Below are 18,577 nucleotides of genomic sequence, written 5' to 3'. Positions count from 1 at the left end.
TGGCCGGTACGACATCCCCACCACCGTCGGAGGGCGTGGTCCCGCCGTTCCATCAGCCGCGGCGACGTCCGTGCCGCCGTACGGGGGTCCCCGGACGGTCCGCGCGGCCGTCCGGTGCCAGACTCGGACAGGTGACGGACGAAACAGATCACGCCGACGCCCCGGGGCTTGCCGACCGGCCCGCGGCGCGCGCTCTGGTGACCGGTGCCACCGGCTACATCGGTGGTCGGCTGGTACCCGCGCTGCTGGACTCCGGGCACCGGGTGCGCGCCCTGGCCAGAACGCCGCGGAAACTGCGCGACTACCCCTGGGTGGACCGGGTCGAGGTGGTGCGCGGCGATGTCACCGACGCGGAGTCGCTGGCGGAGGCGATACGGGACGTCGATGTGGCGTACTACCTGGTGCACGCGCTCGGCTCCGGCTCGGACTTCGAGGAGACGGACCGCAAGGCCGCCCGGACCTTCGGCGAGCAGGCGCGTGCCGCGGGGGTGCGCCGGATCGTCTACCTGGGCGGGCTGACCCCGGCCGGGGTGCCGGAGAAGGAGCTGTCGCCGCATCTGCGGTCACGGGCCGAGGTCGGCCGGATCCTGCTGGACTCCGGGGTGCCGACGGCGGTGCTGCGGGCGGCGGTGGTCATCGGGTCGGGATCCGCGTCGTTCGAGATGCTGCGTTATCTGACGGAGCGGCTGCCGCTGATGATCACCCCGAGCTGGGTACGGACCCGTATCCAGCCGGTGGCCGTCCGGGACGTGGTCCGGTATCTGGTGGGGAGCGCGTCGCTGCCCGACGAGGTGAACCGGACCTTCGACATCGGTGGCCCGGACGTCATGACGTACCGGGACATGATGCAGCGCTACGCCCGGGTGGCAGGGCTGCCGCGGCGGCTGATCCTGCCCGTGCCGGTGCTCACACCGACGCTGTCCAGCCGCTGGGTGGGTCTGGTCACCCCGGTGCCCAGCTCCATCGCCCGTCCGCTGACGGAGTCGCTGCGCCACGAGGTGGTCTGCCGGGAGGACGGCATCAGGCGTTACGTCCCCGATCCGCCGGACGGGACCGTCGGCTTCGACCGGGCGCTGCGGCTGGCCCTCCAGCGCATCCAGGAGGCGCAGGTCGACACCCGCTGGTCCACCGCCTCGGTGCCCGGGGCGCCGAGCGATCCGCTGCCCACCGACCCGGACTGGGCGGGCGGCAGCCTGTACCGCGACGAGCGGGAACTGCCCGTTCCGGTCGCCCCGGACGCGCTGTGGCGGGTGATCGAGGGCATCGGCGGGGAGAACGGCTGGTATTCCTTCCCGCTGGCCTGGGCGGTACGCGGCTGGCTCGACCGGATCGTCGGCGGGGTGGGGCTGCGGCGCGGCCGACGGGACGCCCAGCGGCTGCGGGTGGGCGACTCGCTGGACTTCTGGCGGGTGGAGGAGATCGTGCCCGGCGAACTGCTGCGGCTGCGGGCGGAGATGCGGCTGCCGGGCCTGGCCTGGCTGGAACTGTCGGCGCGCGGCGACGAGCACGGCCGGACCGTCTACGGGCAACGCGCCCTGTTCCATCCGCACGGGCTGCTCGGCCATGCGTACTGGTGGAGCGTGTGGCCCTTCCACTCGGTGGTCTTCGGGGGGACGGCGCGGAACATCACCCGGGCGGCCGTGGCCGAGGCGGAGCGGCGGCGCGTACCGGTGGCCGACAGTGGTACAGACAACTGAGGGCCCGCCCGCTATGGTGTGCGCGGCTCCATCAGCCGCAGACCGCCGGGAGGTGCATGCGATGGCACGCCGACTCCGTACCGTAGGACTGGAGTTCGTCGATTCCGCGCCGATGCGTCTGGTGTTCGCCGCCGAGGTGTCCGCGCCGGCGGACGTGGTGTACCGGGCGCTCGCCGAGGACGTCGCGTCCTGGCCGTCCTGGTTCACCGCCGTCACCCGGGCCACGCGCACCGATGCGGGCGCGGGCCGGGAGGTGCGACTGAGGGGCGGGGTCCGTTTCCGCGAGACGATCATGGCCGCCGAGCCGGACGAGCGGTACGCCTACCGGGCCGACGAGACCAACGCCCCCGGTCTGCGGGCCCTGCTGGAGGAGTGGCGGCTCACCCCGGAAGGGTCCGGGACCCGGGTGCAGTGGACGTTCGCCGCCGACGGGACGGGGCTGTTCCGCCTGGTGCTGAGCCTGGGGCGGGCGGGGGTGGGCCGGTCCTTCCGGGACGCCGTGCGCCGCCTGGACGCGCGGCTGGCGAGCACGACGCCCTGAACGCGCCGGGGCCCTTCCTCAGCGGGGTCAGCAGGGCCAGGTGCCGGTGGCGAGGAAGTCGTCGACGGCGGCGGCGTACGGGGCGATGTCCAGGCCCTGTTCCTCCAGCCAGGAGTCGGAGTAGTACTTGTCCAGGTAGCGGTCGCCCGGGTCGCACAGCAACGTGACGACGCTGCCCTTCTCCCCCTGCTCCACCATCTCGGCGATGAGCTTGAACGCGCTCCAGAGCCCGGTACCGGTGGACCCGCCCGCCTTGCGGCCGATGGCCCGCTCCAGGGCGCGGACGGCGGCGACGCTGGCCGCGTCGGGGACCTTCATCATGCGGTCGATGGCGCCGGGCACGAAGCTGGGCTCCATCCGGGGGCGGCCGATGCCCTCGATCCGCGAACCGCAGTCGCTGGTGGCGTGCGGGTCGTGGTGGGTCCAGCCGTCGAAGAAGCAGGAGTTCTCCGGGTCGGGCACGCAGATGCGGGTGTCGTGCTGGAGGTAGTGCACGTAGCGGGCGATGGTCGCCGAGGTGCCGCCGGTGCCCGCGGTGGCGACGATCCAGGCGGGTTCCGGGTAGCGCTCCAACCGGAGCTGCTGGTAGATCGACTCGGCGATGTTGTTGTTGCCGCGCCAGTCGGTGGCGCGCTCCGCGTAGGTGAACTGGTCCATGTAGTGTCCGCCGGTCTCGGCGGCGAGGGCGGCGGACTGCTCGTACATCGTGCGCGAGTCGTCGACGAAGTGGCACTGCCCGCCGTGGAATTCGATCAGGCGGCACTTCTCCGGGCTGGTGGTGCGGGGCATCACGGCGATGAACGGGACGCCGATCAGCTTGGCGAAGTACGCCTCCGACACGGCGGTCGAGCCGCTGGACGCCTCGATGACCGGCTTTCCGGGCCGGATCCAGCCGTTGCAGAGCCCGTAGAGGAAGAGCGAGCGCGCGAGGCGGTGCTTGAGGCTGCCGGTGGGGTGCGTCGACTCGTCCTTGAGGTAGAGGTCGATACTCCACTCCTCGGGCAGCGGGAAGCGCAGCAGGTGGGTGTCGGCCGAACGGTTCGCGTCGGCCTGCACCTTGCGGACGGCCTCCTTCAGCCAGGCCCGGTACTCCGGGTCGCTGCGGTCGACGTCCACGGTCGCCGCGGGCCCGCGTACCTGTCCGTGCTCAGTGGTGTCCATCCGCGCGCTCCCGCTTGTCGTGGCTCTGCTCTTCCTCCCTCCACGATATGCCCCCCACCTGCACAAACGGTCGCTTTGATGGTCCATAGCAGTGCCTTTGGCCCACACCTGGGAGGCGGCTGTGGCGGGCGGTGCCGCCCGCCGCGCTCCGTACGCCGGTGCGCCCTGGCGATACGGCCCGCGCCGGTGCACACTGCACAGCAGGAGTAGCGACGAAGGGGGCGAATCCGCAGTGGCGGACGTCGAGTTCAGTGCGTCGGGGGTCAGGATCGAACGCTTCACCCGGTCGCTGACCAGGGCCGGTCAGGTGGTCGTCAAGGACGGCAGGCTGTCTCTGCTCACGAGCAACGGGCGGGAGATCGACAGCGCCCCGGTGGGCACGGTCAGCGCGGGCAAGCGGTGGTTCGCGGCGGCGGATTCGGCGATCGCCCGGGTGAACGGGGTGCGCTACCGGTTGACGATGGGGCAGCGCAACCGCAGACGTGACGGGTCCGCTCCGGTACGGCGTTTCCTGGAGGCTCTGCGCAGCGCGCGCGGCCGCCGGGCCTGACCTGCCGGGCAGGAAGCGGCCCGGTCCGCCGCCGCACCGCTCCGCCGCGAGTTGCGGAGCCGTATCCCCTGGGCCACGCTGGTCCCATGTCACTGAAGGTGCACCCTCGGTGACAGAGCGATCCGCTCCACGGACCGGGTCGCGCGACACGAGCAGACACGACAAGAGCAGAGCGGATGCGGCAGTCAGTCGTCCGCCGGCGCCGTTCGCATCTCTTCTTCTTCCGGACCTATTTCGGGGAGTCGCAGCCGTGATCAGCGAGCCAAGCAGGCACTGCACGGTGGAGCTCCAGGCCCTGCCGTCGCGGATCGGTCAGGTCCGCAGAATCATCTCGGCGCAGCTGCGCTACTGGCATCTCGATCCTCTGATCGACCAGGCAGCCCTGGGCGTCACCGAGCTTCTCACCAATGTCCACCGGCACGCACAGCCGGACAAGTCATGCACCGTCGACATCGAGCTGCTGCTCGACCGGCTGACGGTCTCCGTCCATGACCACGACCCGCGCCTGCCCACGATGAACGAGCCGGACTCGTTCGCCACGTCGGGCCGGGGCCTGGCGCTGATCGCCGCCGTCAGCGAGAGCTGGGGCGTGCGGCCGGTCGGCCCGTCCGGGAAGGCGGTCTGGTTCACCCTCCCGGCGGCCACGACCGCATCGACCCTGCCCCCGCTCGCGGTCTACGGGTCGACGACCGACGGACCGTTCACGTCCGTGACCATCACCGCCGAGGACATCGCGGCCCAGCCCGCCAGGTCGGCCGTCGTCGGCTGACCGGGCGGGCAGGCCCCTCCGGCGGGGCGGCTTCACGCCGTGCTGCCGCCCGTGCCCCGCCCGAACCGTTCGTCCAGCACGGGGAGTCGGCGCCTGTGAGCAGCAGGACCCAGGGGCCGGGCCCGCCGGAGTGCGCCAGGGTGTTCATCTCGGTGTTTCCGGTCACTGCCGAGCCCGCCCGCGGGAGGGGGTGCGGGACGTCGAACGGCGGGCGGCCGTGTGCGGACTCCGGTGGGAGCAGCCGAGCCCCTTGGGCGTTCCTCCGAATCCCTTCAGGCCAGCGCGGCGAGGGGGTCGTCGAGGACCGGCTGCCAGGCCAGTTCGGCGGCGCCCACGAGGCTGTTGTGGGCGAGGGTGCACGGCAGGATCGGCACACTGCCACTGCGCCCCCACAGGCTGCGGTCGGCGACGACGGCGCGCAGCCGCTCGGCGTCCGCCTCCAGCAGGTCGCGGTGGAGCCCGCCGAGGATGATCCGGTCCGGGTTGAGGATGTTGACCAGGCCCGCGAGACCCAGCCCCAGGCGGTCGATCAGCGCCTCGGCGGCGTTGCGTACGTCGGTGTCCTCGTACTCCGTACGCAGCAGGTCACCGGCCTGCTTGAGGAGCGACTCCTCCGGGCCGGGGTCGCGGCGCGCGGTGGTGAGGAAGGCCAGCGGGTCGGTCTCCACGTCGAGGCAGCCGCGCCCGCCGCAGTGGCAGGGCCGGCCCTCGGGGTTCACGGTGAGATGGCCCACCTCCAGCGCCAGGCCCGAACTGCCGCTGTGCAGGCGGCCGTCGAGGACGAGGGCCCCGCCGACGCCGCGGTGGCCGGTGGCGACGCAGAGCAGGTGCTGGGCGCCGCGCCCCGCTCCGTGCCGGTGTTCGGCCAGGGCGGCGAGGTTGACGTCGTTGCCGGTGAACGCGGGTTCGGCGATGCCCGCCTCCCGGACGCAGGCGGCGAAGATGTCCCGGACCGGGGAGCCCGCGGGCCAGGCGAGGTGCAGCGGGTTGAGCGCGGTCCCCTCGGGTTCGGCGACCGCCGACGGCACGGCGAGGCCCGCGCCGACGCAGCGCAGCCCGTTCTCGCGCAGCAGCCGCGCCCCCGCGGCCACCACCTCGCCGAGCACCTGCGCGGGGTCGGCCATCACCGCGACGCAGCCCGGCGATGTGGCGACGATCCGGCCGCCGAGTCCGACGAGCGCGGCCCGGAAGCCGTCGGCGTGCACCTGGGCGGCGAGGGCGACGGGACCGGCCTCCAGGACGGCCAGCCGGTGCGAGGGGCGGCCCTGGGAACCGGCCGCCGACCCGGGGCTGGAGTCGACCCGGATCAGCCCGAGCGCCTCCAGTTCCGCGGCGACCGCCCCGGCGGTGGCGCGGGTGACGCCGAGTTCGGAGGTGAGGACGGCCCGTGTGGGGGCGCGTCCGGTGTGGACCAGTTCCAGCGCGGGCCCGAGCGCGCTGCGGCCCCTCTCCAACTTCGTCCGGGTGGTGGTCGCCTTGCCGTTCATGGGGGCGAGTCTCCCATGATCCGAAGGCGCCCCGGACGCCGAGGGATCCGGTAGCGGTCACCGCCTCACGCCCGGAACGTGCGGTGCGCAGTGGTGTTGCGTCGGCTGTCGGCACGCCCCTATGCTGACTTTGTGCCGCAACTAAACAAACTGCGGACGGCCCTACCGGGGGGACCTGGCGGAGACACCGCCCCACCCGCGTCGGCCCGCCTCCGTACCGCGCTGACCGTGTTCTTCGCCCTCGACGGCTTCCTCTTCGCCGGCTGGGTGGTCCGTATCCCGGCCATCAAGCAGCAGACCGGAGCCTCCGCCTCCACCCTCGGCCTCGCCCTGCTCGGGGTCTCCGCGGGCGCGGTGATCACCATGATGCTCACCGGCCGCCTCTGCCGGCGTTACGGCAGCCATGCCGTCACCGTGGCCTGCGGCGTCCTCCTCCCCCTGAGCATCGCCCTGCCCGCGCAGACCCACTCGCCTCTCTCGCTCGGCCTCGTCCTGCTGGTGTTCGGCGCGGCGTACGGCGGGATGAACGTGGCGATGAACAGCGCGGCGGTCGACCTGGTCGCCGAGCTGCGCCGCCCCGTGATGCCCAGCTTCCACGCGGCGTTCAGCCTCGGCGGCATGATCGGGGCCGGGCTCGGCGGGCTGGTCGCGGGCGGCCTCTCCGCCTCCGCCCATCTCTTCCTCCTGGCCGGGGTCGGCCTCCTCGTCACCGCCGTCGCCGGACCCTCACTGCTGCGCCACCGCCCGGCCACGGCTCCGGAGGCAGCCGTACCGGAGGCCGTCCGCCCGCGCCCGGCCCGGCAGCGGCTGACGCCCCGGGCCCGCCGCATCGTCGCGCTCTTCGGCGTGATCGCCCTGTGCACGGCGTACGGCGAAGGGGCCCTGGCCGACTGGGGCGCACTGCACCTGGAACAGGACCTGGGCGCACACCCCGGACTCGCCGCCGCCGGATACGCGCTGTTCGCCCTGACCATGACGGTGGGGCGGCTGACCGGGACCCTGCTCCTGGAGCGGCTCGGCCAGACCCGCACCCTCGTCCTCGGCGGGGCGACAGCGGCGGCCGGAATGCTGCTCGGCTCGCTGGCTCCGACCGCGTGGCTCGCGCTGGCCGGGTTCGCGGTCACCGGCCTGGGGCTGGCCAACATCTTCCCGGTCGCCGTGGGGCGGGCCGGCGAACTGGCCGGGCCGAGCGGAGTGGCCGCCGCGTCGACACTCGGCTACGGCGGGATGCTGCTGGGCCCGCCCGCGATCGGCTTCCTCGCCGACTGGTTCTCACTGCCAGTGGCGCTGACGACGGTGGCCCTGCTGGCCGCGGCGGCCGCCGCACTGGGCTACGGAGCCCGCAACGCCACGCACGCGTGACCGGCCCCGGGCGCCTGCTCGACACTCCTCCGGTCGATGGCCCTGGGCTGGTTCGTCCGGCCGGTGCGCTTGGCCGGTTGGGCCGGATCCCAGCCCCCGCACGGCGCTTGACGCCCGGCGCGGCCCTGGCACAATCGCCGCCATGAAGATCGCCGAGCACATCACGTCGCTGTCCGAGGAGGGGCGGCTGCTCGCGGCCGCCGCCGAACAGGCCGGCACGGGGGCAGCGGTCCCGACCTGCCCCGGCTGGCAGATACGCCATCTTCTGCGGCACACCGGCATGGTGCACCGATGGGCTGCCGCCTTCGTCACCGAGGGGTACACCGCCTACCACCCCGACAACGGCGAACCCGCTCTCGACGGCGCCGAACTCCTCGACTGGTTCCGCGAAGGACACCGCCATCTGGTCCGGTCCCTGGAGGACGCACCCGCCGACCTGGAGTGCTGGACGTTCCTCCCCGCCCCCTCACCGCTGGCGTTCTGGTCCCGCCGCCAGCTGCACGAGACCGCCGTGCACCGCGTGGACGCGGAGTCCGCGCTCGGCGGTCCCCTCACCCCGGTAGCGGCGGACCGCGCGGCCGACGGCATCGACGAACTCCTCACCGGCTTCCACGCCCGCCCCAAGAGCCGCGTCCGCTCCGCAACCCCCCGCACCCTGCGCATCCGGGCCGTGGACACCGACGCGACCTGGACCGTACGCATCTCGGACGAACCGCCCCAGGCCGTCCGCTCGTCGAGCACCGCACCCGGACCGTGCGCCCCGGAGCGCACGGAGGACGCCGACTGCGAACTGAGCGGCACGGCCGAGGGGCTCTACCTCACCCTCTGGAACCGCCTGCCGCTCACCGCCGTCACCCTGCGCGGCGACCGCTCGGTGGCCCGGCTCTGGACGGACAACGCCGCGGTCACCTGGTGAGGACCGCCACCCCGGGTCACCCGAGCCGGCCGGGGCGGACCAGCCCCGCACCTTCTGTTCCCGTTCGGTGAGCCGGACGGGCGAAGCGGCGGCCGCGGGTCCCTTCGAGCGGGTGGCGAAGTCCGCGAGCAGGCGGCGGGTCACGCCCGGCGGGAGCAGTGCGTCCCCGCCGACCACCGCCCGTACCGCGCGGAGCGGTTCGTCCGGTCCGGTGTCCTTGACGAGGAAGCCCGAGGCTCCGTCGCGGATGGCCTCGAAGACGTACGCGCCGAGGGAGCGTCCGCCGTACGTTGGATCACCCGTACTCCGCGGGGAGTGCGACGCCGGGGCGTGGGGCCGGTGAGGCGGCCCCTGCGGTCACACGGCGAGGCGACGGCCCCCTGTCGTCACGCGGTCCGGACGCCCGGTAGACCGACCGAACGGGCCAGCTCCTCCACCGCCTGCCGGAACAACGGCTCGCGCGCCTCGACCACCCGGTTGAACTGACCGAACAGCTCGAAGGAGATCAGGCCGAACAGCTGGGCCCAGGCGGCTACCAGGGCCGCGACGGCCGCCGGAGGCAGGTCCGGGGCGAATTCGGCCGCCATCCGCTCGGCGTCGGAACGCAGCTCCGGCGCGAGACGCGGCACGGCCAGTCCGTCGGCCCGGAACGCCGTGCGCAGGATGTCGATGAAGGCCAGGCCCACCCGGGATGCGGGTCCCACCGTGTCCATCGGGGCGATGTACCCGGGAACGGGCGAACCATAGATCAGGGCGTACTCGTGGGGGTGGTCGAGCGCCCACTCCCGTACGGCCATGGCCACCGCGATCCAGCTCGCGGCGGGGGACGCGGCAGCCTCGCACTCCGCCGCCGCCCGTTCCGCGGCCTCGCCGATCGCGTCGAACGCATCGACGATCAGAGCGGTGAGCAGGTCGTCCCGGCTGGGGAAGTAGCGGTAGAGCGCGGACGAGACCATGCCCAGCTCCCGGGCGACGGCCCGCAGCGAGAGCTTGGCCGCACCCTCCGCCGCGAGCTGCTTCCTGGCCTCGTCCTTGATCGCGGCGGTCACTTCGATGCGGGCGCGTTCCCTGGCCCCTCGGATGGTGCTCATCCGCTCAGTGTGCCATGCGATCGGAGCACCGAACAGAAACAAGAGCAGTGCTCTTGCTTTTGGGTTCCCCTTCCGTGCACACTGATCTCAAGCGAGAGCACCGCTCTCTCAAGGTCGCAGCGGCGTCCTTACGGTCTCACTCGGGAGTCACCATGGCGCAGACGTACTACCTCCGGGCCGGCGCTTCCGCCCGCCGCCTCAACCAGGTCGTCGGCTGGCTGGCCCGGCACGGGATCAGCCTCATGGGCTCCGCCGAGATGTCCGTGCGCGGACGCAGGAGCGGACAGATGCAGCGCCTCCCGGTCAACGCCCACACCTTCGAGGGCGAGCGGTACCTCGTATCGGCCCGGGGCCACTCGCAGTGGGTGCGCAACATGCGCGTCGCGGGCGGCGGCGAACTGCGGCTGGGGCGCAAGGTCAGCCGCTTCGCCGCCGTCGAGATCGCGGACGACGCGCAGAAGGCCCGGATCATCCGGGCCTATCTGGAGCGGTGGGGCTGGGAGGTCAGCCAGTACTTCCAGGGGATCACGGCGAAGTCCACGGACGCCGAGCTGCTGGCCGCCTGCCCGGACCACCCGGTCTTCCGCGTCACGGTCACCGACTGACCGCTCCCGGCCAGGGCGCGTCCGGCGGATCAGGGCCGGATGGCCCGCCGCGTCCGGTGCGGTGCGTCGCGAGGCGCTGGGACGTCAGCGCCATGAGGTCTCGCACCGGACGCCGCGGACCCGGTCATGATCCGCCGGACACGCCCTGGCGGTCCATCGCGGTCAGCGCCCGCTGCGCCAGCGGGTGTCTGCGGACCAGCTCGGCCAGCGACGTCGTCCCCCGGGTGATCCCGGCGAACGACTTCCAGGCCGGGCGGAAGCCGGTCAGCACCGCGTGCAGCAGGCCCGGCCGACGCTCGAACAGCTTGAGCATGCGGCGGCCGACCCCCATCTCCACACCCAGACCGGCCTTGATGGCGAAGGCGTAGTTGAGCGCCTGGCGGCGGGCGTCCACCGCGTCGCGCGACTCGGCGATCCTGACCGCCCACTCCCCCGCGAGCCGGCCGGAGCGCAGCGCGAAGGAGATGCCCTCGCGGGTCCACGGCTCCAGCAGCCCGGCCGCGTCCCCGCACACCACGACCCGGCCGCGAGAGAGCGGCGAGTCGTCGCTGCGGCAGCGGGTGAGGTGCCCGGAGGAGACGGCCGGTTCGAATCCGGCGAGGCCGAGCCGGGCGATGAAGTCCTCCAGATACCGCTTGGTGCCCGCTCCGTCGCCGCGCGCCGAGATCACGCCCACGGTCAGGGTGTCGCCCTTGGGGAAGACCCAGCCGTAACTTCCCGGCATCGGGCCCCAGTCGATGAGGACCCGGCCCGCCCAGTCCTCCGCGACGGTCGCCGGAACCGGGATCTCCGCCTCCAGGCCGAGGTCGACCTGGTCGAGCTTCACCCCGACATGGGCTCCTATCCGGCCCGCACTGCCGTCCGCGCCGACGACCGCCCGCGCGAGCACCGTCTCGCCTCCGGCCAGCACCACGGCGACCGTTCGCCGGTCGGGGACGGCGGGGCCGTGCTGCTCGACGCGCACCACCGAGGCTCCGGTGCGCAGTTCGGCCCCGGCCTTCTGTGCCTCCTCGACCAGTCCGGCGTCGAACTCCGGGCGGTTGATGAGCCCGAAGAGCATGCGCCGGGAGCGCCGGGTGCGGGACAGCTTCCCGTTGAGCGAGAACGTGACCGCGTGGATGCGGTCCTTCAGGGGCAGTTCGAACCCCGGCGGCAGCGCGTCGCGCGAGAAGCCGATGATTCCTCCGCCGCAGGTCTTGTACCGCGGCAATTCCGCTTTCTCCAGCAGCAGGACTCTCCGGCCCGCCACCGCCGCCGCGTACGCCGCCGATGCGCCGGCGGGTCCGGCGCCGACCACGACGACGTCCCAGACGGACGACTCCTCCGGCTCACGTCCAGCGTCCGGCTCACGTCCGGCGTCTGCGTTCTCGCTGCTCACGATGTGCTTCTGCTCCCGATCCGACCAGTGGCCCCAAGCTGCTCACGGCATCCTACGGCGCGTTCCGGCCAAGCCCTCCTGTGGGAGGATCGGCCATGATTTCGTCGTACATGCGTCGTCGCACGAACGGCGTCGTACACGGTCGCGTACACACCGCGTCCTACCTTTAACGTCGCACCCACGAGGAGCGTGCCCATGACCGCCCGTCCGATTCCTGAGACCGTTGCCTCGCTGATGCCCCGTGCGCGGGCGGAGCTGGCCGAGCTGGTCGCGTTCCAGTCGGTGGCGGACCCCGCGGTGTTCCCGCCGAGCGAGTGCGAGGCGGCGGCGAACTGGGTCGCCGACGCGCTGCGTGCCGAGGGCTTCGCGGACGTCGCCCTGCTCGACACCCCGGACGGGAGCCAGTCGGTCTACGGTTTCCTGCCCGGCCCGGCCGGTGCCCCGACCGTGCTGCTGTACGCCCACTACGACGTGCAGCCGCCGCTGGACGAGTCGGCCTGGCTCTCCCCGCCGTTCGAGCTCACCGACCGCGACGGCCGCTGGTTCGGCCGGGGTGCGGCGGACTGCAAGGGCGGGTTCATCATGCACCTGCTCGCGCTGCGCGCCCTCAAGGCGAACGGCGGCGTCCCGGTCTCGGTGAAGGTGATCGCCGAGGGTTCCGAGGAGCAGGGCACCGGCGGTCTGGAGCGGTACGCGGAGGCGCACCCGGAGCTGCTGGCGGCCGACACGATCGTCATCGGCGACACGGGCAACTTCCGGGTCGGGCTGCCGACGGTCACGGCGACGCTGCGCGGCATGACGATGCTGCGGGTGCAGCTGGACACCCTCGAAGGGAACCTGCACTCGGGGCAGTTCGGCGGCGCGGCCCCGGACGCGCTGGCCGCGATGATCCAGCTGCTGGCCTCGCTGCGCGCCGAGGACGGGACGACCACGGTCGACGGTCTGACGGGTGACGCCGACTGGGACGGACTCCAGTACCCGGAGGCCGAGTTCCGTCAGGACGCCAAGGTGCTGGACGGGGTGGAGCTGATCGGCTCCGGTACGGTCGCGGACCGGATCTGGGCGCGGCCCGCCGTCACCGTCATCGGCATCGACTGCCCGCCGGTGGTGGGCGCGACGCCGTCCGTGCAGGCGAGCGCGCGGGCGCAGATCAGCCTGCGGGTGCCGCCCGGCCAGGACGCGGCCGAGGCCACGAAGCTGCTCACCGCGCATCTGGAGTCGCGCGCGCCCTGGGGTGCGCGGGTGCGGGTGGAACAGGTGGGTCAGGGCCAGCCGTTCCGCGCCGACATGACGAGCCCGGCGTACACGGCGATGGCGGACGCGATGCGCGAGGCCTACCCGGGCCAGGAGATGCAGTCCTCCGGGATGGGCGGCTCGATCCCGCTCTGCAACACGCTGGCCGGTCTCTACCCGGAGGCAGAGATCCTGCTGATCGGGCTGAGCGAGCCCGAGGCGCAGATCCACGCGGTGAACGAGAGCGTCTCGCCCGAGGAGCTGGAGCGGATGTCGGTGGCCGAGGCGCTGTTCCTGCGGAACTACGCGGAGTCCAAGAAGGCCTGAACCGGGGCCGGGGGACGGGGTGGTACTGCCGGTCCGTCCCTCCCGCGCCACACCCCCGGCGAAGTCGCCGGGAACGGCGATCCGCTCACCGAGGACGCGGCCGCGATGACGGAGGAAGCGGCGGCGAAGGGGACGTGAAGTGCGGCGTGCCGCCTCCCTCGGGTCCGAGGGAGGCGGCGGCGAACGGAGACCTGAAGGGCCCCCGGGCGCGCCGCTCAGGCCACCGGGACCCCGGCCTCCAGGTTGAGCACCGTGGACCGTTCGCGTGCCCGCAGGGCCCAGCGCAGCCGCTCGTACCGGGTGGGCGGCAGCAGCTCCGCGGCCTCCTCCTCGGTGACGAAGCGCCAGCCGCGCAGCTCGGAGCCGGGCAGCAGCAGGCGGCCGGCGTCCTCGGAGCGCAGCAGACCGCCGTCGAAGAGGAAGCGCAGCCCGCCGTAGCCGGGCGGGCAGGGCGGCTCCCAGTCGACGAGCAGCAGGTTCGGGGCCCGGTCGAGGTGGAGGCCGGTCTCCTCGGCGACCTCCCGGATGCCCGCCTGTGCCGGGGCCTCGCCCGGCTCCACCACCCCGCCGGGGAACTCCCACCCCGGCTTGTAGGTGGGGTCGACGAGCAGCACCCGGTCCTGCTCGTCGAAGAGGAGGACCCCGGCGGCGACGGTCTCGGCCGTCGGCGGGGGGCTCTGGACGATGGCGCACGGCGCGGCGCTGCCGCTGCGCACGGCCTCCGCGATCCGCTCGGCGGTCTCGCGGGGGGTGAGGGCGCTGTTGTCGACGGTATGGGCGTCCTCGGCGATCCAGCCCAGGGCGTCGCGGTACGGGGCGATGTGCTCGTACGCCCACCGGCGCACCCGTTCGCTCTGCTCCGCGTCGCCGGGGAACTCCTCCCGGCCGGCGATCCGGCTGCGCAGGATCGTTTCCTCAGGTGAGAGCACCACATGCCGGACGGGGATGCGGCGGGAGGCGAGGCCGCCGAAGATCTCGTCGCGGTACTCCTGCCGCAGCAGGGTCATCGGCACGACCAGCACCCCGGGCGCCTCGGCCAGCAGTGCGGCCGCCGTGTCCACCACGAGCCGTCGCCAGATCGGCAGGTCCTGGAAGTCGGTGACCTCGGCGAGTCTCTTCTGGGGCAGCAGACCGCGCAGCCCCGCGCCGGTGATCTCCGGGTCGTACAGCGTGCTGTTCGGGATCAGGCCGATCAGTTCGCCCGCGGCGCTGGTCTTGCCCGCACCGAACGCACCGTTGATCCAGACGATCACGGGTCCCCCTCTTCCGTAGCCCCCTGTGGCTTGCCCGCTCCACCCTGTCGCGGAAACCCCGCCGGGGCGACGGCGTTGCCCGAATATGGCCGTCCGGACCGTTTCGGGGCCTCCGGCACCGCACCGAGGGGGCTGCCGCGACGGGGGCCCTCAGCGCAGCGCGATGGCCGCCGCGGCGGCTCCGACCAGGCCCGCGTCGGTGCCCATCACGGCGGGCGCGACGGTCAGCCGACGGAGGTAGGAGAGTGTGGCGTAGTCGCGCAGGCTGCGGCGGAGCGGCGCGAAAAGGACGTCACCGGCCCCGGCCACTCCCCCGCCGACCACCGCGATGTCCAGGTCCGCCAGGGTGGCCGTGGCGGCGATCCCGGCCGCCAGCGCCTGGGCCGCACGCTCGTAGGAGGCGAGGGCGACCGGGTCCCCGGCGCGGGCGGCCACGGCCACCGCTGCCGCCGTCGCGTCGCCGTCCGGGCCGGGCCGCCAGCCGCCCTCCAGCGCGCGGCGGGCGATGTTGGGGCCGCTGGCGATGCCCTCGACGCACCCGCGCGAACCGCAGGGGCACGGCTCGCCGTCCAGGTCGACGCTGATGTGCCCGATGTGACCGGCGTTGCCGGAGGGGCCGGGGCGCAGGGCACCGCCGAGGATCAGTCCGCCGCCGACGCCCGTCGACACGACGAGGCACAGCGCGTTGTCGTAGCCGCGGGCCGCGCCGAGCCAGTGCTCGGCCGCGGTCATCGCGACCCCGTCGCCGACCAGCGCGACCGGCAGCCCGCCCGTCGTCTTGTGCACCCGCTCCACCAGCGGGAAGTCGCGCCAGCCGGGGACGTTGACCGGGCTGACCGTACCGGCGGCCGCGTCGACCGGGCCGGCGCTGCCGATGCCCGCGAAGCCCGCACGGCCCCACAGCGGCGAGGCCATCAGCTCGCCCAGGACCTCGTCCACGGCCCCCATCACCGCCTCGGCACCCTCCCGGGCGGGCGTCGGCCGCAGTGCCCGTACGAGGAGGGATCCGCCGCCGTCCACCAGCGCTCCGGCGATCTTGGTGCCGCCGATGTCGAGCGCGGCGACGAGGTCGGTATGCATCGGTGTGGGCTCTCCGGATCGGTGAAGGGACGGGACCTGCGGGTTCCGGCCACAGTCTGCACAGTCTCCATTCTGTTGACAACGTTGTCCAGGGCCTATGCTCGACGCCACAGCCTCCGATCACCCCCACGGAGCCCCGCAGGGGCCCGGCCGGAGCGCCCGCAGCCCCGACCGTATCCGACGACAGGACAGCGCACGTGGACCGGACCGCCCGTCATTCCGAGACTCGTTACGGCAACCGCCCGACCATGAAGGACGTGGCGGCCCGGGCCGGAGTCGGCCTCAAGACGGTCTCCCGGGTGGTCAACAGCGAGCCCGGCGTCACGCCCGACACCGAGCGCCGCGTGCAGGAGGCGATCGACGCGCTCGGCTTCCGCCGCAACGACAGCGCGCGCGTGCTGCGCAAGGGCCGTACGGCGTCCATCGGACTGGTCCTGGAGGATCTGGCGGACCCGTTCTACGGTCCGCTGAGCCGCGCGGTGGAGGAGGTGGCCCGCGCGCACGGAGCGCTGCTGATCAACGGTTCCAGCGCCGAGGACCCGGATCGGGAGCAGGAGTTGGTGCTCGCGCTGTGCGCCCGTCGCGTGGACGGCCTGATCGTGATCCCGGCGGGCGACGACCACCGCTATCTGGAGCCGGAGATCAAGGCGGGCATCGCCACGGTCTTCGTGGACCGTCCGGCGGGCCGCGTCGAAGCCGACATGGTGCTCTCGGACAGCTTCGGGGGCGCCCGGCAGGGCGTGGCCCACCTCATCGCGCACGGCCACCGCAGGATCGGGTTCATCGGTGACCAGCCGCGGATCCACACCGCCACGGAGCGACTGCGCGGCTATCACGCCGCGATGAGCGACGCGGGCATCGCCGTCGAGGACGACTGGGTCTCCCTCGGCTCGACCGAGCCCGGCCGGGTCCGGCCGGCGGCCGAGGCGATGCTCGGCGGGCCCGAGCCGGTCACCGCGTTCTTCGCGGGGAACAACCGGGTGACGGTGACGGTGGTCCGGGTCATCGCCGAGCGCGAACGGCCGGTGGCGCTGGTGGGGTTCGACGACATCGAGCTGGCCGACCTGCTCGGGATCACCGTGGTCTCGCAGGACGCCGCGGCGGTCGGCAGGACCGCGGCCGAGCACCTGTTCCGCCGCCTCGACGGCGCCGATCACGCCCCGGTGCGGGTGGAGTTGCCGACGACGCTGATCCCGCGCGGCTCGGGCGAACTGCCGCCCGCCTGAGCGCGCCGGGGCCTGCCCGGGCCCGCCGCCTGCTCGCGCCCGCCCGGGCGGCCCGCGCCCACGTGAGCCGTCGGGCCGTCAGGCCCCGGCGGCCACCGGCCCGGCCGTTCGCGCTCCCGGCCGAACAGCGCCGGAAGCCGAGCCGGGGCGTCCTCCTGGGTGGTGTGTGTCCCACTCCCTCCACCCGGTGCGGCTCGGAGTGCGGGATCAGCGCGTGCCGCTGCTCGGCGGGGTACGGCGCACCGTCCCGGCGACCGGGCTCAACCCCCTCTGCGGCCCGGCCCTCGACCCGGCGGGCGCCCCGTACATCGCGGGCTTCGACAACGACCGGGCGTGAAGCCGCCGGTGAACGGTGCCCGTCGGCGGGCCTCGCGCCCCGGCCGGGGAGTGAGGCCCGCCGACGGCTCCCTACGGGGCCGTGACCGTCAGGTCGCCACGGCGCGGGGAGGCGAACGCGTCCAGGTCCGCGCGGGTCAGGCCGGTCAGCCGGGCGACCTCGGCGGTGTCCAGCGCGCCGCAGTCGATACCGCGCAGCAGATAGCCGCTGAGCGCCTTGGCGGTGGCGGGCTCGTCCATGACGTCACCGCCCGCCTTGGCCACGTACGCGGCGAGCCGGGCGGCGGCGGGCTCCAGACCCTCGCGGTAGAAGGTGTAGACGGCCGCGTAACGCGTCGGCAGGTGGCCCGGGTGCATGTCCCAGCCCTGGTAGTAGGCGCGGGCAAGGGCACGGCGGGTGAGTCCGTAGTGCAGCCGCCAGGCCTCGTGCACCTGGGCGGCGGGGCCGACGGGCAGCACGTTGGTGGAGCCGTCGGAGACGCGTACGCCGGTGCCCGCGGCGGCGACCTGCATGACGGCCTTGGCGTGGTCGGCGGCCGGGTGGTCGCTGGCCTGGTAGGCGGCGCTGACGCCGACGCAGGCGCTGTAGTCGAAGGTGCCGTAGTGCAGTCCGGTCGCCCGGCCCCGGGCTGCGTCGATCATGCGGGCGACGGCGGCGGTCCCGTCGGCGGCGAGGATGGACTGGCTGGTCTCGATCTGGATCTCGAAACCGATGCGCCCCGCGTCCAGTCCGTGGGTCTTCTCGAAGGCCTCCAGGAGCTGGACGAAGGCGGTGACCTGCTCGGGGTACGTCACCTTCGGCAGGGTCAGCACGAGCCCCTCGGGCAGCCCGCCCGCCTCGATGAGCCCGGTGAGGAAGACGTCCGTGGTCCGGATGCCCCGGTCGCGCACCCCGGCCTCCATGCACTTCATCCGGATGCCCATGTACGGGGCCGCCGTGCCGTTCGCGTATGCCTCGGAGACCAGGCGGGCGGCGCGGGCGGCGGCCTCGTCCTCCTCGGCGTCCGGGCGGGGGCCGTAGCCGTCCTCGAAGTCGATGCGCAGGTCCTCGACCGGCTCGCGCTCCAGCTTGGCGCGTACGCGGTCGTGGACCGGCCCGGCCAGCTCCTCGGGGATGCCGAGGACGGCGGCGAACGATGAGGCGTCGGGGGCGTGTTCGTCGAGGGCGGCCAGCGCCTGGTCGCCCCAGGAGCGCAACGTGCCGGGCTCGAAGACGTCACCCGGTACGTAGACGGTGTGCACGGGCTGGCGGGTGCCGGGATCGCCCGGGTAGCGACGGGCGAGCTCCGCGTCGACCGCCGTGAGGGAGGCGCTGATCTCCTCGCTGACCGTGCCCGCGAGGCTCGTCGCCACCTTCTCCTGCTGACCCATGACCGTACCCTCCACGCTCTCGCCGTTTCCGCTTCCCGGAATCAACAATCCGTATAGTGAAGTTATAAGTCCACCGGACCTGCGTCAATGGTGGCCCGGAACGGCTCTGGGCCGCGCGGTGGGTTCACCGTGCGGCCCAGAGGCGGGGTGTGCCTGCCCGGGGGGTCAGCCCTTGCGGGTGTTGATCTCCTCGG

General features: G+C 73.4%; 17 protein-coding genes and 1 pseudogene. 10 read left to right on the top strand and 8 right to left on the bottom strand.

Annotated elements, in window-relative coordinates:
- The first annotated feature begins 131 nt into the window (after window positions 1–131).
- Window positions 132–1,697, top strand: coding sequence for an SDR family oxidoreductase (locus ACZ5WC_RS22940; protein ID WP_468542536.1), 1,566 nt, complete (start codon window positions 132–134; stop codon window positions 1,695–1,697).
- Between the two features lie 61 nt (window positions 1,698–1,758).
- Window positions 1,759–2,238 carry an SRPBCC family protein gene (locus ACZ5WC_RS22935; protein WP_468542535.1) on the top strand — a complete coding sequence of 160 codons (480 nt, stop codon included), beginning with the start codon at window positions 1,759–1,761 and terminating at the stop codon, window positions 2,236–2,238.
- Window positions 2,239–2,265: 27 nt separating this feature from the next.
- On the opposite strand, the gene cds1 is transcribed toward ACZ5WC_RS22935, so the two are convergent.
- A complete protein-coding gene (gene cds1 / locus ACZ5WC_RS22930) occupies window positions 2,266–3,399 on the bottom strand; it encodes an L-cysteine desulfhydrase Cds1 (RefSeq protein ID WP_468542534.1) in 1,134 nt (377 codons plus the stop codon).
- 232 nt (window positions 3,400–3,631) lie between these two features.
- On the opposite strand from cds1, the gene ACZ5WC_RS22925 reads away from it, so the two are divergent.
- Window positions 3,632–3,949 carry a hypothetical protein gene (locus ACZ5WC_RS22925; RefSeq protein ID WP_468542533.1) on the top strand — a complete coding sequence of 106 codons (318 nt, stop codon included), beginning with the start codon at window positions 3,632–3,634 and terminating at the stop codon, window positions 3,947–3,949.
- Between the two features lie 250 nt (window positions 3,950–4,199).
- Window positions 4,200–4,718, top strand: coding sequence for an ATP-binding protein (locus ACZ5WC_RS22920; protein WP_311118467.1), 519 nt, complete (start codon window positions 4,200–4,202; stop codon window positions 4,716–4,718).
- 272 nt (window positions 4,719–4,990) lie between these two features.
- On the opposite strand, the gene ACZ5WC_RS22915 is transcribed toward ACZ5WC_RS22920, so the two are convergent.
- Window positions 4,991–6,205, bottom strand: a complete 1,215-nt coding sequence (locus tag ACZ5WC_RS22915) for an ROK family protein (RefSeq protein WP_468542532.1) — start codon at window positions 6,203–6,205, stop codon at window positions 4,991–4,993.
- Window positions 6,206–6,433: 228 nt separating this feature from the next.
- On the opposite strand from ACZ5WC_RS22915, the gene ACZ5WC_RS22910 reads away from it, so the two are divergent.
- Together ACZ5WC_RS22910 and ACZ5WC_RS22905 are read left to right on the top strand one after the other, a co-directional pair.
- Entirely contained in the window at window positions 6,434–7,567 is a 1,134-nt protein-coding gene (locus ACZ5WC_RS22910) for an MFS transporter (protein WP_468542531.1), read from the top strand.
- Between the two features lie 142 nt (window positions 7,568–7,709).
- Window positions 7,710–8,483 (top strand): maleylpyruvate isomerase family mycothiol-dependent enzyme, encoded by a 774-nt coding sequence (locus ACZ5WC_RS22905; RefSeq protein WP_468542530.1) that lies wholly within the window; start codon window positions 7,710–7,712, stop codon window positions 8,481–8,483.
- A 48-nt stretch (window positions 8,484–8,531) separates the two neighbouring features.
- Here ACZ5WC_RS22905 and ACZ5WC_RS22900 read toward each other — a convergent pair.
- Together ACZ5WC_RS22900 and ACZ5WC_RS22895 are read right to left on the bottom strand one after the other, a co-directional pair.
- Window positions 8,532–8,756: pseudogene (locus ACZ5WC_RS22900) on the bottom strand (DNA-binding response regulator); the annotation flags it as partial.
- Between the two features lie 113 nt (window positions 8,757–8,869).
- On the bottom strand, window positions 8,870–9,574 hold the full coding sequence (locus tag ACZ5WC_RS22895; protein ID WP_468542529.1) for a TetR/AcrR family transcriptional regulator: 705 nt from the start codon (window positions 9,572–9,574) through the stop codon (window positions 8,870–8,872).
- Between the two features lie 152 nt (window positions 9,575–9,726).
- Here ACZ5WC_RS22895 and ACZ5WC_RS22890 point away from each other — a divergent pair, with 152 nt between their 5' ends.
- Entirely contained in the window at window positions 9,727–10,179 is a 453-nt protein-coding gene (locus ACZ5WC_RS22890) for a nitroreductase/quinone reductase family protein (RefSeq protein WP_096632886.1), read from the top strand.
- Window positions 10,180–10,303: 124 nt separating this feature from the next.
- Here the strand turns inward: ACZ5WC_RS22890 and ACZ5WC_RS22885 are convergent, their stop codons facing one another.
- Window positions 10,304–11,557, bottom strand: coding sequence for a geranylgeranyl reductase family protein (locus ACZ5WC_RS22885; protein ID WP_468542528.1), 1,254 nt, complete (start codon window positions 11,555–11,557; stop codon window positions 10,304–10,306).
- A gap of 195 nt (window positions 11,558–11,752) precedes the next feature.
- On the opposite strand from ACZ5WC_RS22885, the gene ACZ5WC_RS22880 reads away from it, so the two are divergent.
- A complete protein-coding gene (locus tag ACZ5WC_RS22880) occupies window positions 11,753–13,117 on the top strand; it encodes a M20/M25/M40 family metallo-hydrolase (RefSeq protein WP_468542527.1) in 1,365 nt (454 codons plus the stop codon).
- Window positions 13,118–13,332: 215 nt separating this feature from the next.
- On the opposite strand, the gene ACZ5WC_RS22875 is transcribed toward ACZ5WC_RS22880, so the two are convergent.
- Both ACZ5WC_RS22875 and ACZ5WC_RS22870 read right to left on the bottom strand, forming a co-directional pair.
- The gene (locus tag ACZ5WC_RS22875; RefSeq protein ID WP_468542526.1) at window positions 13,333–14,370 is read right to left on the bottom strand and encodes an NUDIX hydrolase; all 1,038 of its coding nucleotides are present in this window, start codon (window positions 14,368–14,370) and stop codon (window positions 13,333–13,335) included.
- 150 nt (window positions 14,371–14,520) lie between these two features.
- Entirely contained in the window at window positions 14,521–15,450 is a 930-nt protein-coding gene (locus tag ACZ5WC_RS22870) for an ROK family protein (RefSeq protein WP_468542525.1), read from the bottom strand.
- Between the two features lie 197 nt (window positions 15,451–15,647).
- On the opposite strand from ACZ5WC_RS22870, the gene ACZ5WC_RS22865 reads away from it, so the two are divergent.
- Together ACZ5WC_RS22865 and ACZ5WC_RS22860 are read left to right on the top strand one after the other, a co-directional pair.
- Window positions 15,648–16,676, top strand: a complete 1,029-nt coding sequence (locus ACZ5WC_RS22865) for a LacI family DNA-binding transcriptional regulator (protein ID WP_468542524.1) — start codon at window positions 15,648–15,650, stop codon at window positions 16,674–16,676.
- Window positions 16,677–16,842: 166 nt separating this feature from the next.
- Window positions 16,843–17,013 (top strand): hypothetical protein, encoded by a 171-nt coding sequence (locus tag ACZ5WC_RS22860; RefSeq protein ID WP_468542523.1) that lies wholly within the window; start codon window positions 16,843–16,845, stop codon window positions 17,011–17,013.
- 71 nt (window positions 17,014–17,084) lie between these two features.
- On the opposite strand, the gene ACZ5WC_RS22855 is transcribed toward ACZ5WC_RS22860, so the two are convergent.
- Complete coding sequence (locus ACZ5WC_RS22855; protein WP_096625316.1) at window positions 17,085–18,383, bottom strand: DUF6986 family protein; 1,299 nt, start codon at window positions 18,381–18,383, stop codon at window positions 17,085–17,087.
- Window positions 18,384–18,577 lie beyond the last annotated feature (194 nt).

Source organism: Streptomyces sp. NPDC033165 (assembly GCF_055577965.1).
The sequence above is the reverse complement of the archived record's forward strand: the minus strand, read 5'-3'. Positions and strand labels throughout refer to the sequence as shown.